This is a genomic window from Shewanella aestuarii (genome assembly GCF_011765625.1).
In the GTDB taxonomy this organism is placed as follows: domain Bacteria; phylum Pseudomonadota; class Gammaproteobacteria; order Enterobacterales; family Shewanellaceae; genus Shewanella; species Shewanella aestuarii_A.
The window spans coordinates 2690194-2708024 of sequence record NZ_CP050313.1; the positions used below are offsets into that span (position 1 = coordinate 2690194).

General features: G+C 39.5%; 15 protein-coding genes and 2 pseudogenes. 7 read left to right on the forward strand and 10 right to left on the reverse strand.

The features are described from left to right. Positions 1-2: 2 nt before the first annotated feature. The 4 genes from HBH39_RS11815 (at position 3) to HBH39_RS11830 (ending at position 4051) form a co-directional block, all read left to right on the forward strand. Positions 3-1250 (forward strand): hypothetical protein, encoded by a 1248-nt coding sequence (locus HBH39_RS11815; RefSeq protein ID WP_167678502.1) that lies wholly within the window; start codon positions 3-5, stop codon positions 1248-1250. A 440-nt stretch (positions 1251-1690) separates the two neighbouring features. Further along, positions 1691-2857 (forward strand): Arm DNA-binding domain-containing protein, encoded by a 1167-nt coding sequence (locus HBH39_RS11820; RefSeq protein WP_167678504.1) that lies wholly within the window; start codon positions 1691-1693, stop codon positions 2855-2857. A 430-nt stretch (positions 2858-3287) separates the two neighbouring features. Next, positions 3288-3554 carry a DUF1778 domain-containing protein gene (locus HBH39_RS11825; protein WP_167678506.1) on the forward strand — a complete coding sequence of 89 codons (267 nt, stop codon included), beginning with the start codon at positions 3288-3290 and terminating at the stop codon, positions 3552-3554. Next, positions 3545-4051 carry a GNAT family N-acetyltransferase gene (locus tag HBH39_RS11830; protein ID WP_167678508.1) on the forward strand — a complete coding sequence of 169 codons (507 nt, stop codon included), beginning with the start codon at positions 3545-3547 and terminating at the stop codon, positions 4049-4051. Before HBH39_RS11825 ends, HBH39_RS11830 begins: the two co-directional genes overlap by 10 nt. A 141-nt stretch (positions 4052-4192) precedes the next feature. On the opposite strand, the gene HBH39_RS11835 is transcribed toward HBH39_RS11830, so the two are convergent. Together HBH39_RS11835 and HBH39_RS11840 are read right to left on the reverse strand one after the other, a co-directional pair. Further along, entirely contained in the window at positions 4193-5731 is a 1539-nt protein-coding gene (locus HBH39_RS11835) for a Fic family protein (protein ID WP_167678510.1), read from the reverse strand. 120 nt (positions 5732-5851) lie between these two features. Next, a pseudogene (locus HBH39_RS11840) lies at positions 5852-5938 on the reverse strand (integrase); the annotation flags it as partial. A gap of 45 nt (positions 5939-5983) precedes the next feature. On the opposite strand from HBH39_RS11840, the gene HBH39_RS11845 reads away from it, so the two are divergent. Continuing rightward, positions 5984-6700: a hypothetical protein gene (locus HBH39_RS11845; protein WP_167678512.1), complete on the forward strand. Its 717-nt coding sequence runs from the start codon at positions 5984-5986 to the stop codon at positions 6698-6700. Then, positions 6654-7097, forward strand: a complete 444-nt coding sequence (locus HBH39_RS11850; RefSeq protein ID WP_167678514.1) for a hypothetical protein — start codon at positions 6654-6656, stop codon at positions 7095-7097. The genes HBH39_RS11845 and HBH39_RS11850 overlap by 47 nt, the downstream gene beginning before the upstream one ends. 85 nt (positions 7098-7182) lie before the next feature. Here HBH39_RS11850 and HBH39_RS11855 read toward each other — a convergent pair whose 3' ends face one another. Together HBH39_RS11855 and HBH39_RS11860 are read right to left on the reverse strand one after the other, a co-directional pair. After that, a complete protein-coding gene (locus tag HBH39_RS11855; protein WP_167678515.1) occupies positions 7183-7644 on the reverse strand; it encodes a helix-turn-helix transcriptional regulator in 462 nt (153 codons plus the stop codon). Next, positions 7641-9017 carry a type II toxin-antitoxin system HipA family toxin gene (locus HBH39_RS11860; RefSeq protein ID WP_244325645.1) on the reverse strand — a complete coding sequence of 459 codons (1377 nt, stop codon included), beginning with the start codon at positions 9015-9017 and terminating at the stop codon, positions 7641-7643. The genes HBH39_RS11855 and HBH39_RS11860 overlap by 4 nt, the downstream gene beginning before the upstream one ends. Before the next feature lie 537 nt (positions 9018-9554). Here HBH39_RS11860 and HBH39_RS11865 point away from each other — a divergent pair. Beyond that, positions 9555-10655 carry a Fic family protein gene (locus HBH39_RS11865; RefSeq protein ID WP_167678517.1) on the forward strand — a complete coding sequence of 367 codons (1101 nt, stop codon included), beginning with the start codon at positions 9555-9557 and terminating at the stop codon, positions 10653-10655. Positions 10656-10902: 247 nt separating this feature from the next. Here HBH39_RS11865 and tnpB read toward each other — a convergent pair. The 6 genes and pseudogenes from tnpB to HBH39_RS11900 form a co-directional block, all read right to left on the reverse strand. After that, positions 10903-11127: pseudogene (gene tnpB, locus HBH39_RS19815) on the reverse strand (IS66 family insertion sequence element accessory protein TnpB). Positions 11128-11159: 32 nt separating this feature from the next. Continuing rightward, positions 11160-11429 carry an IS66 family insertion sequence element accessory protein TnpA gene (gene tnpA, locus HBH39_RS11880; RefSeq protein WP_244325646.1) on the reverse strand — a complete coding sequence of 90 codons (270 nt, stop codon included), beginning with the start codon at positions 11427-11429 and terminating at the stop codon, positions 11160-11162. Positions 11430-11494: 65 nt separating this feature from the next. Beyond that, entirely contained in the window at positions 11495-13516 is a 2022-nt protein-coding gene (locus tag HBH39_RS11885) for a tetratricopeptide repeat protein (RefSeq protein ID WP_167678521.1), read from the reverse strand. Between the two features lie 370 nt (positions 13517-13886). Beyond that, on the reverse strand, positions 13887-14963 hold the full coding sequence (gene wecA / locus HBH39_RS11890; protein ID WP_167678524.1) for a UDP-N-acetylglucosamine--undecaprenyl-phosphate N-acetylglucosaminephosphotransferase: 1077 nt from the start codon (positions 14961-14963) through the stop codon (positions 13887-13889). Positions 14964-15365: 402 nt separating this feature from the next. Beyond that, positions 15366-16427: a UDP-N-acetylglucosamine--undecaprenyl-phosphate N-acetylglucosaminephosphotransferase gene (wecA, locus tag HBH39_RS11895; RefSeq protein ID WP_167678527.1), complete on the reverse strand. Its 1062-nt coding sequence runs from the start codon at positions 16425-16427 to the stop codon at positions 15366-15368. A 148-nt stretch (positions 16428-16575) separates the two neighbouring features. Beyond that, complete coding sequence (locus tag HBH39_RS11900) at positions 16576-17742, reverse strand: nucleotide sugar dehydrogenase (RefSeq protein ID WP_167678536.1); 1167 nt, start codon at positions 17740-17742, stop codon at positions 16576-16578. Between the last annotated feature and the right edge of the window lie 89 nt (positions 17743-17831).

The following is a 17831-nucleotide window of genomic DNA, read 5'->3' on the forward strand; positions in this document are numbered from 1 at the left end:
CTATGCCAAAATTAATTTTTAAGCCGGAACATCGACAACCCATGAACTACCTTTTAGAAAAAGTCAGTAAATCAGATGCAGAAGCCCGGATCTCATTCATTATCAATGATGAAACATGCAAAATAATTAACGGATCAGGTGATGACATTCAGATCATCAGCCTTTATTTAGAAAAATCTTGGCGATTAAAAAAAGGAGAATGGAGCCTATCTGCAAGTAGCTTTAAACAATGTTGGTGTCATCAGCACGAGTACACTTCCCAGAAAGAAGACTTTGAAATCGTCATCGAATATGACTCCAAAAAAACCTTTCCATATGTTGATACCTTGATTAATGGCGAGTCACGAATTTATATTTATGCCCAGGAGCCAGTAACAGAACACCTTGATTTTCTACTGCTTTCAGAACAAGCAAAACAGCACATAGTATCGACGACCTCAATCAAATCAATTATCAAAGCTGCGGAAACACACACGCCTTTTGATGCTTTCGAAATTAATAAAGCACAATCAAAAATTCGTATTGAGCGTGACAATGAAATTATTCCATATGCACTTCCCCAAGCATTAATCCCAGAATTCGACTTGCTATTAAATAAAGAAAGCGTCGAAAACTTGAGTCGTCTATGCGATTCAACTCGATCTGACACACTGTCTATCTATACCGATGATGAACGAGCGATATTTAGTGATGGCAATCGCGTCGTGTCAAGTTCGTTACTTTCTTTACGAGATTATGCTCATAAAAAGGAAACGTCTTATACCGTTGAGCAAAAGCTTGTGATCAATACCTATACCTTAAAAGACGAAATTGAAAGTTATCGCAATATGGCCATCGTAAAAAAAGCAAACGAAGCACTACTATACATCGATAATACTAACGTGATGCTAGCCGGATTAACAAAGGAAACCGGTGGTAATCGATTTTTGTCAGCAGATCACATCAGTGAAACACAGCCTGCGGTTTACCGCATTAACTTAAGTGCACTTGCAAAGGTAAAAGTTAAAGACGTCACAACAGCCTATCAAATCAAGGTGCAATTGCTACTTGGTCAAGATGGTAAACGAAAACTGGGCTTCTATAACGATAAAGATTCAACACATCCTTATGAAAGTGTTTACGATATTGAGCTCGCACCAGAGAAAATGGCCGAGGTGCTAGAAGCTAAAAAAGCACTCGAATCAAAAATGAAAAAGAATCGAGGGGGACCTGAGCAACAGGGCGACATGTTAGGGTTTGATGATATTTAAACGAGCCGCAAATGGGCTAGTGTTCAGCACCCGTTGTATTGTTCTCGCATAGTTAGTGAAAATGTTAAAGTCGAAAGCTTAAACAATAAAGCACTGGACAAATAACCAGTATCGATTATAGTGATAGGTGTATTTTTAACCAATAGTACTCAATTGAATGCTATTGGGAGAAAATACAAAATGAAAGATAGGAAGGTAATATTTAAGACGTAAGCTAAGCAGTAAAAAGTAGACAGTAATGAGTTAACTTGCGCGTTTTAAAAGCCTTGTTAACCTAAAGAAACCGAAAAAAGAAGCAGTTGGGGCAGAGTGGCTGCAACCACCCTACCCCGTACCGGCTGCATTGACTATTAAACCACCCCAGCCGATGGCCAAATTCTAACGAATTCCATTGGTAAGGGACAGATCTATTTAATGATCGCAAATCAATGGAGGCCACTATGGCTCATATTCGCATACGTCCAAACGGGCGCATTCAGTTCGACATGCATCTTTATGGCTGCCGCTTTCGTGAAGGCACCAAAATGATGGCCACGCCTAAAAACTTAGCCCAAGCCAAAACCATACTCAAAAAAATGAATGCTGAAATCGATTTGGGCAGCTTTCAATATCGTGACTATTTTCCGAAAAGCAAAAAAGTCTCTCAATTTGAAATGCTGCAACGTGAAAAGCATCCAGATCGTGAATACCCATTTTTCAACGACTTTGCAAATCAATGGTTTGCTCGCAAAAAAGGCACCTGGAAAAACAGTTACACTGATACCATCCGCAACATACTAGACAAATACCTTATCCCTGAATTCGGTAATACCTTGGTCAATGAAATCACCCTATCGCAAATTGATTACTATCGTCAGGACTTAATGGAAATAATGAAAGATAATGAACAACGTCAGCTATCCAATCGTCGTATTAATAGCTTGCTTTGGCCATTAATTTCAATCCTCAGCTTAGCTGCGGAAGAGTTTAAATTTGAATACCCACTGAGGCGATACAAGGCACTCAAAGAAGAAAAAGCGGAATCAAACCCCATGACTATCAAAGAGGTCAAAGTATTTCTTTCTCAAGTTGCGCCTGAATGGAAAGATTATTTCATCATTCGATTTTGGACAGGCATGCGAAGTTGTGAGGTGCATGGCCTTGATTGGTGTCATATTGATTTTGCACATCGCTTAATTCGTATTCGTCAAAACTGGGTCAATGGTGAGGTCTGTGATGTAAAAACCCCAAAATCCAGACGCGATCTAAAAATGTGTGACACGGTTTATGACGCCTTTAAACGCCTTTATGACTCATCCGATGCTGGAACTGGCTTTATATTTACAGGTAAGCATGGTTTGCCACTGGATACCCATTTTGTCAGTAAAAAAATATGGTACCCAACATTAATCAAAGCCGGCTTGAAACGTCGACGCGCTTATGAAACTCGCCATACTGCAGCGGTGCTGCATATCGCAGCATTAGAAAACCCAATCTATATTTCTCAAATGCTGGGTCACAGTGATACTCGTTTATTATTTGATGTGTATGCACCCTATGTGGCTAACGCTGCACGAAATGATGGTAATGCCTTTGACCAACTAATGCGTAATGAGAAGTTAATCTGAAAGTGATTTCTTATAGAATAACGTCAAATTTTGTTAAGTCACATGATGTCATATTTTTCACTCTGGAATATTAACAATATTTCATACTGAATAAAGATACGGTGACTTGCTAATCAAAATTCGATACTAATCTTAGCTAACTGACAGGATTTACTCCTTTGCCTCTCGGTGACCCATATCATTCACCATTTTGCCCATTAGCGTATGCTCAATGGGCTTTTTTTAGCTCGCAAGCACGTCAACCACTCCACCATTTTCTAAATACAGCCCAAATACAGCCAAAATATAGAGCAAATAGTTTGCCCGAAGATACTGCCGAAATCCAACTGACCTACTCTCAAAGTTTCACACCCAACATCTCGTATACCTATTGACTACACACAAAAACCATTTAGACTGTGTATTAAATAGATATACAGAGGATAATGTCATGGCTACGAAAACAGCGCCAATCAACATGAGAGTATTACCATCGGTAAGAGACATTATCGATGCAGCTGCAAGCTTAAAAAAAGTCGATAGAACCGTGTTCATTCAGCAAGCAGCACTCAATGAAGCGCATAGCATACTGGCCGAGCAGCGGGATTTTGCTCTAGAAGCAAAGGCTTTTGAAGCGTTTGATCAAGAACTTCGTGCAGAACCACAGCCCCTTAAGGGCATGAAAGATCTGTTTAAAAGGAAAGCGCCTTGGGAATAAGTGCACCAACCCTATTAACTGATGAGCACCAGATTGACACCTTTCAATGTGGCATCGCAGAACTCGATACTTGGTTAAGAAAACAGGCGTTAAAGAGTCAAAAGCGGGGAACCGCGAGAGTGTATGTGGTCAATGACACTGACTCCCATCAAGTGGTTGGGTATTATGCCATTGCCATGGGATCAGTTTCCAGAGAGCATGCATTCAGTTCATTAAGAAGAAATAGCCCTGAACCCATTCCCATGGTGATTCTAGCTAGGCTTGGGGTGGATAAAGCCTATCAAGGTCAAGGCATTGCAGCCGGTCTTTTAAAAGATTGTATCATTCGCTCAGTGCAAGCGATGAACGCTGTCTGTGGAGCAGGAATCTTAGTCCATGCTATTGATAATAGTGCGCAAATATTCTACAAGAAATTTGGCTTCAAAGAATCAACGTTTGATCCTTTAGTACTCATGGCAAGGATCTGCGATATCGAAAAATCATCGTCTATCGGGTGAGATGACAGATCCCCTTTCACAAGAAAAGCCGCCAATATTATTATCAGGTACCCACTGACTTCTCCCCGCTGAGCTGTAATAGCTCTCAGAATCCACTTGCTTTAGCTGGGGAAGAAGTCAACGACTCTAATTTAAATATGCTTAAACTGGCATGGTTTTATGTATGAACTTAGCAAATGGAATAACGTTACCATCAATCGATGCTTGTTCTAATCCATCAAGGTAGGTTGTGCGTTCTGTAACGGGTACTACTACCCAATTATAACCACCTAGCAGAAACATAAAATTCATCAAAAATCGACTCGTCCTGCCATTTCCATCCGGGAAGGGATGAATATAACCCAAAAAGAAATGCCCAAGTACAGCTTTAATTGCAAAATTAGGTTCATTCACAATGAGATCTTTTAAGGCTGCCATGCAGTCCACAAGGTGCTCACTCTGTGGTGGCATATGCCTTGATGTTCTGATCATGATTGGGCCTTTACGATAGCCAGCTAAATCTTGATCTTTAATGATGCCGGCACTAACACAAGGCTTAAATAACGATGTATATATCTGCGTGATGCTGACATCAAGCAAATAGGCAAGATCCAAATTAGTGGCACCTTCATCATGCGCCTCTTTAATCAACCCACGTAGCGCTTGAAACGCTTCATAGTAGCCTCTTGCAGCCAGTGCGTCCTTTTGTTGTTTGTCCGATTCAATTTGATTGATATCCCACTTTCCGCTCGCGACACGATTAATCAGATCTTCCGTAACAACATACCCTTCAATTGATAGAGAGTGATAAGCATCAGAAACGTATACCTTATCCACAGAATCAAGTAAATCATCAAGTGATCGTTGAAAAAAATCAAAAACAACATGGTCGTTAAATATTGCTTCAACATCGCCACGGAGCTTTTGCCAAAGTAATTTTACACGTACTGCTGCCGCTGATTCTTGACGTTTATTACCAATCTTAACCACTGGTATTTCAAATGGATTCTCACCTTTAAGCGGACCTAAACCAACAGCATCAATCATACTTGTCAGATTTCGAGAATCAGCTTTACGCCCAATTTCTAGGTAGGCTCCAACCAAGCGGTTAGCCGATTGAACATTTTTAGTAATAAGCAAACTACTTGCCACAGTATTAACATCAGATTGACCGAGTGCAATTTGTACGGCCAGCGGGTTTGAACGATATATACTTGGTGCCAGACCTGCGAGTGCAAACTCTAGCTTTAGAACCTGCACGCCATTAAGTTCCATAATTTCACTCGGCTTTTCTGAGGTTTTAATGACCATCAAACTCATATCATTCGGTAAAAGAATGTTCCTTGTCTTTCCTTGACTAGTAAACACGACCAATTGTCTTGGCAAAGAATTGTTGGCAGTGTGGATATCTATAGAAGCCTCGGGATTTAGCCAGTAGTCATCACCGTATGACTCATTTAAATATTGTCCAATAAACTGCCAAATTGATTGATACCATAAAGCGGATTCTCCTGTTTTCACCACTGAGACGTCGGCGTCGAACAGGTACCATCCACGAATAATTGGTTTTAGATAACCTTCTCTGACCAAAAGCGTTCGCGACGTTGGTTTAAGGTTCCGACTATTGACGATATTTCCAGCTCTTATCATCGCCGCTTCTCTAAGTGCATCCACTAATTTTGCATTACCAGTCTTTGCCATGCCTGAATACTTCTTATAAATAGTTTTATTTGATACATTAAAAACTTGTTTTTACGAAATTGAAATACTTGTTTTTACGGAATTAAAATACTTTTTTTTACATATTTACACAAGTTACTTTTATGAATCAGTATCCTCTGAAATATTTAAAGCGTCTTCTAATTCTACACCCAAATAGCGGATGGTATTATCTAACTTGACTTCTCCCCAGCTTAAGCAAGGGGGAGAAGTCAAAAACTCAAGTGACCAAAAATGCATAAACTCAACAATTCGAAAATATATCCAAGAGAAAGTTTAGTTTATCGATTCATCCCCGCGACTTTCGCTTCGCTCGGATCATGGGGTTTTCTCGACAGATTCGATAAAGCCTACGGCGTGACGGATGGATCCATTCAGTCTTACACCACGGCTAACAAGAACGCTTGTTGCTTTACCAATCATCTGGATGCGCATTCAACTCAGAAGATAGCCACACGCGCTTTTGAGGCGTTTGCTAAATGGCGCTATGGCAATGGCGGCAAGCCTCGCTTTAAGTCCTGGAAACGCGGTATTCGCTCTGCCGAAGGCAAGGCAAAAAGCTGTCTTCGCGTGCTGTTAGGAAACGATAAGAAGCCGACGCGCTTTACCTGGAATGGACTGGAAATGCCGTTGGTGCTGAGCGATAAGGACAATCACGGCTTTGAGGCGGCTGCTCTTACTCTAATTGAAAAAGGGCAATGGAAATTCTCCCGCGTTGTTACGCGCAAAGCACATGGCAAGACCAAGGTTTATGTGCAGATTGTGATGGCTGGCAATGCGTTTGTTAAGGCGAAAAACCTTGAAAAGCGTAAAGCCGCCAAGGGCAAGCGAGTTGGACTCGATATCGGTCCATCAACCATTGCGGCGGTATCGCTGCAAAATGCACTACTCTCGCCGCTCTTTGGTGACAATTGGTGCGTCTGCACCAGGTCAATTAATCGCAACACTTAAACATAAAGCTGAAAATGCTGATGGACAGTTGATTGAGATTAACACATGGAAAGCCAGGCTGAGTCAGTACGATCATGTACTGGACAGCTACACCAAAAAATCTCTCAATGAGCGCACGCACAAAGTCGGCGGTAAAGACGATGATATCGTTCAACGCGATCTTTATTCGGCGTATTTGGCCATGTGTATTGATGAGAAAAAACACCTTGTATCACGAACTGATGCCATTGAGCATTGGTCAAGTGTCAGACACTCACTTGAAGCTGCGGTGATACAGGCGATTGAAATGGCAAGTTGTCGGGCTATGCCCGCATCCTTGGGACTAAAGGAACTGAGTTCCGTCCCGGCGTTTTTCAAGAGAGCCGTTCGCGCTAAAATTATCTGCGGGGAGGCTTGAGTGTGCGCTTGTCGAACACTCAAGAGAGCCGCCAAGAACCCTCGCCTGTGGCAGCGTAGCTGCTTAGGGCGGGGAGTGTCAGAAATTATAGAATCCTAGTTGTCACACCAATTGTGATTGGCACTATCCCCACCTTAAGGGCAAAAGGCTTAAACAATCTATCAAGAATATCTGTCTTAAAGCTACCACGGTCATTCTCAACGTCAGATAGAGTCTTGCGGGATACTTTAGCTAAGCTTGCGTACTCATCCTGCGTGAGCCCTAACACCTCAACTCTCAGGGCTTTAAGCGCTTGTCCTTGGGTTAACTCACCATGAAGAAGCTTTTGTGCGATTGCAGAAATCGCTTTTTTACGCTGAACCGTGCTAACGCCCCTGGCTTGCTTTGATGCTCGTTTAGCACCTTGCTTTGTTTGAGCTTCTTCAACACCTCTAGTTTGATGAGGCTGCGACTTTTCCTTCTCAAGCTCGCTTCTTTGCTGGCGATTAGCTCTAAGACGGGCAATGGTTTCTTTGGCCGTTTCAGTAATAGTTGACTTATCACTCATAGTAATCCCCAACGTGTTAGCTTGTCTTCGATGTAAGTAAAACCAATTGAAGGCATGTTAATAATCTGCTTAGGCACACTCCGCGCAATTAAGCGTTGCTTCAAATCGAGGCATTGCTGAGCAGTCAGCTTTAATTCTGTCATTAGCTCTTTAGCAGGCACCAAATCAGCTAATGCCTCAGCGATGCCCGGAAAGTCATAGACACCGCCCACTTCTAGCGGCGCTTGCCATTTTGTGGTTCTGGCTACTCCTTCAGGATCAGCTTTCATGGGTGCAAAATCATAGATAGGCGCAAGCTTAATCCAACCATCCCCTCTAAGAAATGCTGTATTGCGCCCATGGTTATCACTGTTTCCAAATAGGATATTGAGTAAGTCTCTCTGCACCCACTCAATCACAAACGCGCGCAAATCAAACTGATAGCCTTGCTCTATCACCATATAACTTTGAGTGATTTTGTCTATCAGCGCTCTGATAGTTTGTTCGTGGTCTAGCGTAACGCCCGCACCTTTGCCAAGCATCGAATAGACAGATTCCATCGAATACCTTTGCTGGCCTCGCTCATTGAAATACACATCAAACCGAGGCAGCCATAACGATGGGTAGGAATGGCCTTCTTCAAGCAGCATATTGGCTATTGGGATTGTCTCAAACCCCATCTCGGCCAACTCATGATAGAAGTGGTATTCAGCACGCAGGATATCGCAATCAATAGGTGAGCGAGAGCCTCGCGGATATTTCACCAAATAATAAAGGTCTTGGTTTTGTGGCTCGTCTTGATAACTATCAATCCAGATATTTTGTTCATCGTCGCAACGTAACAGCAGCTTTGGCGCTTCTCCACCTGCCCCAGTAGCACCGCCAGCGGCAGCACCTCGATGCTGTGCATAATCTAAGAAGTCAGACGCTCTATTTTTTACGTCCTCTACGGTGAACATCAGCTCATCTGAAATAGCCAAGCGCTCTGGTAATGATTCCTTTACCCGCAAATTGCCAATGGGCGCAATAGTGCCATATTTCAACAAGACAAAATTTTGCTCATCAACACTTAGATCAGCGATATCAAGATACTTAAGCCAATAACGGCGGCTTGCACCACTAGGCATGATGTCATCAAGGAAGTGCAGCCATGCAGGGGTATCAAAAAATAAGCTGACAGGGTGGTTTATAGAAACTGCGTGAATGTCATCTTTACCTAACTCAGCTACAGCATAATCTTGCTCGTAATCTAGCGAGGTAAGTCGATAATTGCCTTGTTCGCTCTCTGGAAAAGAAAGCTGTGCAATATCTCTCCATTCGCCATTGATGAATGCTTGAATGGTCAAATGCTCCATAATCGCTCCCGGACAAATAATGAGTAATACTTTACTCATTAAACCCAAAAAAGACCACTAATGAGTAACAAGTTACTCAAATACTACTTTAGAATAGAAAATATACAAAGCTTTTATGAGCAATAAGCTTGATTAATCAAGCAACAAGCCCTTAATCAATGTTTTAGCTGGCGGGTAAAGTGATGGGTAAAAGTAAAAACCACATCAAAAACATACGCTAACAGTTGATTTAAAATGAAGTCCCCCGCGACATCGCTCCGCTCTGATCACGGGTGTTTATCCACAGATTCGATAAAAGTGAAACTACAACTTCTTTATACACTGAAAAATGAAAATATAATTTCACTGACTCATTAAACGTTAAACGCAGATTTTTTCATGGCTTGCTCAGATCGGGTAAGTCATGCTTAGCCATATCACCAACAAAAGGGACTATATTCCCACTTTACCCAGATATTGTTTAAAACAATGCTTTGATGTGAATAAAACCTTATTCACATCATGGGTTGAGTTGAATAAGGGCACTAAATAAATCATAATCTGATTAGATGAATAAACTAATCAAAGGGGCTAATTATGTGGTTATGGCAACAGGACAGTTGGCCTGCTTTTACATGGAACCAAAAAATAATAGCACCATTAGTAAGGCAAACTCGGCTAAACCAAGGTATTTTGTTAGGTAAAATGGCGAGTCAATGTAATGACCAAAATCAAAGTCTACTAGATACCCTGATTTCCAATATCGTTCATTCAAGTGCCATTGAAGGCGAGAAGTTAGACGCTTTTTCGGTTCGTTCATCTTTAGCTAATAAATTGGGGTTGTCAGAAGATAAGCCGTTTCCCACCACCATACAAACTGACGGTCTTGCTGAAATAATGCTAGATGCGATTGAAAACCTTGAGGAGCCCTTAAGTCAAAAGCGGATACTTCATTGGCATTCTTGCTTATTTCCTGATGGTTATACTTTATTAAATCCAGTTATTGGAGGACAACTTAGGGGGAGTCATCCAATGCAAGTGGTTTCGGGGCGAATAGACAGGCCAGTAATTCACTTTGAAGCCCCAGGAAGGGAAATACTCGATGTAGAATTAGGCGCATTTATAACTTGGTTTAATGACTCTAAAGAAGATACGGCACTTGACCCGTTAATTAGAGCAGCAATATGCCATCTTTGGTTTGTCACCTTGCACCCTTTAGATGATGGGAACGGTCGAATTACACGCTTATTAACAGACTTAGCATTGGCGCAGGCTGAACAACAATCAGTCCGTTTTTATGCTATGTCAGTGGGTATATTAGCTAACCGTAAACGTTATTACGAGGTACTAGAAACAACTCAAAAAGGAGGTTTAGATATAACCCCTTGGTTGTCTTGGTTTCTTGAAATATTGAATGAAACGTTTGCAGATGTTCTCTGTGGAATAGACGAAACATTATTCAAAACCAATTATTGGCTTAGAATTGACCAGACTAAATTAACATCTGAGCAAGTCAAAGTGCTTAACCGAATGTTAGATGGAGATTTTGAAGATGGGATTAATACTAGTCAATATCACAAAGTTGCGAAGGTAAGTAAGGCAACTGCCACTAGACACTTATCGGCACTGGTCCATGGTGGGTGTCTAGTGAAGTCTGAGGCGGGTGGGCGAAGTACCAGATACTTGTTAGCTAGATAGGTATTCTCTTAGGCGAAAGCAGCCAGTTCCTTGGCGCTTGTACGACGATATAAAAGTTTTATCAGTTTCTAGGGCGTGTTTAGCTTTCATGATGACTTTTTGAGCAGCATGGTATCACTGGCGTTTACTATAATGTGGCTGCCGATGTATTGCTGAATAAAATGTGTACAGCAAAGAGCAACACGCCCTAGTGGGAAATGTGTTAATTTCTCTTTATTGTGACAGCGCCATCTTGCGTGGGTGTTGGCTATTTAAATGTGCCTTTTTCTAACCGCCGATAATAAAACCAAAAGCCATTAGTGTCCCAAAACAAGATTTTGAGTTTATCCCGATGACGATTACAAAAAATAAATCAGGCCTCGCTAAACGGGTCCATTTCAAGATGTTGTCCAACGATAAGTGAAAGTCCATCGATAGATTTACGCATATCGGTGATACCGGTGACGAGATAAACTTGAGCCGATGGTGTCATTGTGTAGTGCTGCAACCCAATGCTGGATTTGGCTAGCTAGCGCTTAAATGAATTGGCAAGTGAGCACGCAAACCATTTGCAAGGACTAGCGTGACAACATTTACATTCTCGACGGATGCATCTGTCACAAGAATGGGTTGCAATCGTTGAGGCTCTGGCTGTGTTCGAAGTTTTTTGGCCCATGTATAAAAGGTTTGATAGCTTATGTTCTGCTCAGCACAAAACTGAGTGATACTGATATCACTTTGTTTTTGCTGCTCGATTAATGAAGACCAATACTGGTGTTTTTCTTGTGTGTTCATAGAATCTCCTTAAATTCGTGAGGTACTATGACAAATATTTTTTGATTGAGTATGTGGGGGTTTATTTACCGTTTACTTTCTAATGCAGTTAACTGTCCTGTTGAACTAGCTACTCTTAAGCCAACTTCTAGATATCGCCGAGCTTCATCATGATGCTGTTGTTGTTCAAGTAAATTAATCAAATCCACATAGGCATTTTCATAGCTTGGAGCTATGGCTAATGACTGTTTCATCGCCTCTATTGCTTCATCGAATTGTGCATTTTGGGCTAGAATACGCCCCCTATACAACCAAGCCGCGTGCATATTGGGTCTTAGCTTTATAGCTAGATCAAATTGAATCTCAGCTTGTTCAAATTGACCTTGATTGAACAAAATCACTCCCAAATTGTAATTATTTACGGGATTATTTCTTAACGATATTGCATAGGTCAACGTATCAATAGCAGATTGTGTTTTATTTAACCCTAGTTGCGCTAAAGCAAGCTGGGATAACACTTCGAATGTTGGCGCATTAGGTTGATTAAGCACATGATGAGCAGTATTTTCTGCATCTCCATATTTACCGAGTGTTATTTCAGCATTTAATAAGTCTATATAAGGAATAGGAGACCTAATCGGATTATTTATTAACAAATTTTTCAACGCGTTAGTAGCATCTTTATTTGCTCTTGTGCGTAAAACAGTAACTGCACGTAACAGCTCTGTATCACGTTCATTGGGTAGTTCTCCCCAAGGCAACAGATTAACGTCAGTTATGATGGGATCGTCCCTTTCTCTCGGTTTCAGTATGGCGTCTAAATCAAAAGGGCCACGAGAAATAAGGTGATCAGTCATAGTTACTTTAATTACATCCTGAGTTCGTCGTGTTGGCATATGGCAGGTCACGCAGTCGCTATCAGCTGTGATTGGCTCAACATCAGACTTAGTTCCTTTATTAGCCTCATTCATTTGTGTTGTGGAGGATAAGTTAGGATGGAGGGTTACAATCTGAGAATGGCAATTTTGGCATTTATTCGACACACTCGCTCTAAATTGTGCTGAATTTGGCTTTTCATGGGGGTTATGACAGGTAATGCACGCAAGCTCTGCTTCACTCTGTTGATAGCACTTACTCTGCCAAAATCGATATCCATGGTGATTTATTTCAAATTGTTCATCTTTTTCGACATTCTCTTGTGTGACTTCTACATGATTTATATAGTTCGTTAGTTTTTGACCAGCGCGGAAACTGTAAGTAGATTGATTGAAATCACGGATCCCAATCATACTTACCGCAGGTAACATATGGCACTGAAAGCAAATACTGTCTCTTTCTTCAGGTGGTAACTTTCTTGGGTTAATGATTTTAGCAATAATCTCGGCTTTAGACGCTACCGACAAAGCAGTTCGGACATGTTCTGCACCCGGTCCATGGCAACGTTGACAACCCGTTCCTTGTGGGAGTTCTTTTGGAAAATAATGGCCTGCTAGGTGGTGATCGCTGTTAATTGGAACCTCAGGATAAGCATTGTGACAAAATAAACATTCACGTTTAATTTGCCTCTGTATTCCAAAGTGCTCAGCGTCTTCAAATCCTGGTGACATTCCCCACTCCTGTGATTGAGAATACCAGCCAATTGGTAACATAAATAACTCACCACTATCGTTTCGATATAAATAGCTTCTAGCTCGATAGCCTGATCCCAATACCCATTCTATATTGAGGCTTATTTGATTAATGATTTTACCATCACTATCTTTTTGATATCGAAAAAATGTGAGTTCAGTACCTTGTTGATCAATTCTGTAATACCTTTGTGATTCAGTTTGGTAAAATTCTTCACCGAATCGTTCAATGAAGGCAGTGTTAGCTGGAGATGAAAAGGAACGTGCCATACCAACATTTTGATAACTTTGATAAATCTGATTATGACATGTGGAACAAGCTATATCATCAACAAAGCCACTAGCGGCACCTTTGGTTTCATGGGTATTGAGTTTTGACAAAAGATCATGGTGTGGGGCTTGTGCATAAGCAAAGTAATTAAATAACAAACTAGCGGTAAAAAGAATATAGCCTAGAACCTTTAGTAATATATTTAGCATCATTCGTCCTTAAATACACAACATTTGATTTAGTATTTACGAAGCGAGTTGCTGCGTATTTTAAAATAATTATAGATTAGATATCGATAATAAAGTAATAAAACCTTCTGAGATAGAGTCTAAAATCTCTGATAATAACACTGTTCAAATCTTGCATAAGCAAATTAAAAGGAACTCACCATTTTGGAGTTACTTCATTATCATTACTTACATTTAATTGCTTCTTAAATTAGTAAATTAAGCAAATTAAATTACGATATACATCTCATGCTTATTTTTAATTTATTATTAGCATTTAATTTTCAAAGTAATAAAGAATAGATAGATTGATACAAGTCAAATTAAAACAACTCAATAAATAGCTAACTACTTAGTTAGAACGACTATTTAGCCAAGTAATGATTTGCCATACATGCGCTAAAGCCCAGTTATAGCATAAAAACATAATAATGAACCCAATAAACATAATCCATTCAGGTACGTTACTGAACTCTCCTATTAGTCCTATCAGAGCGAGTAAAGCTGAAAATGCAGTGATTCGAATCAGAGTCTGTTTCCGATTATAACCTGCCCGTTCAAAAATATGATGTAAATGATCTCTGTCAGGCTTAAAGGGCGATATCCCTTTCTTTAGTCGTCGGTACATAATCGCAGCCATATCCATTAATGGAATAGCGATAAGGTATAGAGCAGTAACTGGTGAAAATACAATAGCTTGATCATCAATTGGCATAACTAAACTGTATGTTTGCGTACCTAAAACCAACAGCCAGACGACTGTCAAACCGATTAACATACTACCAGCATCACCCATGAATATTTTATTAAGATCTTCGAAAGGCCAACGCAGATTGAACACCAGATAAGCAATAATTGCAGCATCAAATAACAACGGGATCAAGTACCAATTATTGCCAGCTCTGTAAAATAGAATGGTTAATGAGCTAAACGTAACCAAACTTAACATACCTGCTAATCCATCAATACCATCAACCATGTTGAAAGCGTTAATACAACCAATCACAGCAAATATTGTTACAATTATCCCTAAATACCCTAAATTGAACTCAAAGAAATAAAAAATACTACCAAGCGACTTAAGATAAAGTTCCGCACCAAATATTAGAATAGAAGCAGTAATAACTTGCGCTACCAAACGAACTCTAACTGATAAATCATAGCGGTCATCCAGCACACCAATAAATAATATTAATGCAGATGAAATTAGATATAAATTAAGTGTTTGACTATGTTCAACAAAAATACTTGAGGTAAACAGAACGCCTACAAATATTGCAATGCCACCAATCAGTGGTACCGCGCCATCATGACATTTCCTTTCGTTAGGTAAATCAAGTAAACCTAATTTTTCAGCTAATGGATTTACGGCTAATATAGCCGCGAAACTAAGAGTAAAAGCAGTTAAAAACGGAATTAGAAAATCCATCCTCTTTTTCCTTAAGAGCCCAATAATGAACGGCAATACCTTGCCATAAAAAACGACACCTTTCAATAGATATGAATAGTAACATTGTTTTATGAAATGGCGAGATATCTGATGAAATTAATGGTGATTTTTCAGCAAAATAGGTCTATCAAATCCAAGACGCAGCTTCCTAGCAGAGTTTCAGCTCTGAGCAAAGGTAACCGCCACAGCATTGCTCACGTTACCGCCAATTAAGTAGTATTTTTACTAAACAAAGATCATGTGGATTACAGAAAGAATGAGAATAAACGAAGACCTGTCAATTTATGTAATAAGACAAAAAAATTAACAGTAAGAGACAAAATAAAGACATAACCTTAAATGCAATTTATGCAAGAAGTGCCTAAGTTCCAGTTTATTACATCAAGGCAATGTAAATTTTAAGTGCTTATGTAAAAAAGTAGTAATACGCCAAATATGACTAATTACATATAAATACACTGAAAAGATCAGTATAAATATCAGGAACATAATCGACTCATCAATCCCATGCAGTTCTGACCAAATTCCCACACAAGCCATAATGGCAGACATCAGGCAGATAAAAAATAGAGAAGCTCTTGAAGACATTCCTAAACGTTGACAAATATGATGCAAATGCTCTCTATCAGGTTTAAATGGAGACTGACCTTTCTTAATCCGCCTAATCATAATGCTAACCATGTCCATTAATGGAATGGAGATAAACCAAAGCGCAGTCACAGGGCTAATTGTTAAACTTACGTCGTCTTGACTTGCTTCAATCAGCAACCAAATAACAGTAAAACCAATAAACATGCTTCCAGCATCTCCCATAAATACTTTAAAACGCTTCCCGAAAGGCAAACCCAAGTTTAATAAAACATAAGGTACAATTGCTGCTATGAATAGCATACAGAATATAGCTAAATCAGATTTTCCTGAAAGGTAAAACATGTAGCCTAAAGCTGCAAAAGTTACAGATGATAATCCACCTAATAGTCCATCAATTCCGTCAACCATATTGAACGCATTAATCGCACCTATTACAGCAAAAACAGTTAATACATAACTTATATACAATGGAAGATGTAGAGCCTCACCAGAAAAAATAAAACCTAGATAATTCAGACTCTTGTGGCCAATGATAATCATGGTCAATGAGATACCGACTTGGATAAATAAGCGTAACTTAAAACTTAAATCAACTTTGTCATCTACCACACCAACAAAAACTAAAATAAATGAACAAAAACAATACAATAGCAAAGAATCACTGACAGGGAAAAATATAGCCAAAGTGATCAATAAAGTAGAGAAAATTGAAATTCCTCCAATTAAAGGGATCTGACCTACATGTTGCTTTCGCTCATTAGGTTTATCGACTAATCCAATTCGCTTAGCTACTTTACGAAAAACGAAAAGGCTAAAAAATGAAAGGAAAAAAACAAATAAAATAATAGACATATATACTCAATTTTATAATGTCATTTAGAAAGTGACATAACCATTTGAAAAAATGATCTTTGTGGTCACTCTCATTTTAACAAAAAAGCGTAACAATCATAGTTTGGTAACGGATGCACAAATCATCGCTTTGATGCAAGATTCAATGTTAATCTGCTCCAAAAATATCTCGAGTATATACTTTATTAACGACATCTTGAAGTTCGCTGACCATCCGATTAGATACAATTACATCACAATCTAATTTGAACTTCTCAAGATCCCTATATACAAGTGATTGAAAAAATGTATTTTCTTTCAATATCGGCTCATAAACGACAACTTCAACCCCACTTGCCTTGATACGCTTCATTATACCTTGAATACTCGAAGCGCGAAAATTATCAGAACCAGTCTTCATGATCAAGCGGTAAATACCAACACGCTTAGGCCTTCGCTTTAAAATTGCTTGAGCAATAAAATCTTTTCTCGTTGCATTTGCATCAACAATTGCGCTAATTAAGTCATTGGGCACATCTTTATAATTTGCTCTTAACTGCTTAGTATCTTTTGGTAAACAATACCCCCCATAACCGAATGAAGGATTATTGTAATGAGAACCAATTCGAGGATCAGAACAGACACCTTGAATAATTTGCAGAGTATCTAAGCCATGTGTTTCAGCATATGTATCCAGTTCATTAAAATAAGCAATACGCAAAGCGAGATAAGTATTAGAGAATAACTTTACCGCTTCGGCTTCTGTTGAATTGGTAAACAAGACCTCAACATTTTCTTTAAGAGCACCCTGCAGCAAGAGCTCTGCCAACACCTTCGCACGAGATGAGCGCTCTCCAATTATGATCCGTGATGGATATAAATTATCATAAAGCGCATGACCTTCCCGTAAAAACTCAGGTGAGAATATTATATTATTGCAATCAAGTTCTTGTTTGATGCGAGCAGTAAAGCCGACCGGTACAGTTGATTTTATAACCATGACTGCAGCAGGGTTAATCTCAATAACATCTTTTATAACCGACTCAACTGATGAAGTATTAAAGTACTGAGTATCTTCATCATAGTCAGTCGAAGTTGCAATCAAAACAAAGTCTGCATTTTCATATGCATGCTTTTTATCTAATGTTGCAGAAAAATGTATTGAAGACTTCATCAAATACTCTTCAATATACTCATCAACAATGGGAGATTTTTTGCTTTGAAGCAGATTGACTCTTTCTGGAATGATATCTAAAGCTATCACCTCATTGAACTGTGCCAACAGCAAAGCATTAGACAAACCTACGTAACCTGTGCCTACAACTGTAATTTTCATATCAATAACATCTTGGAACTACGTAATATAAAACTGCATTCTACAGTGAAATATCGTTAAAATGTAAAATTAAATAATAGATTAACCTT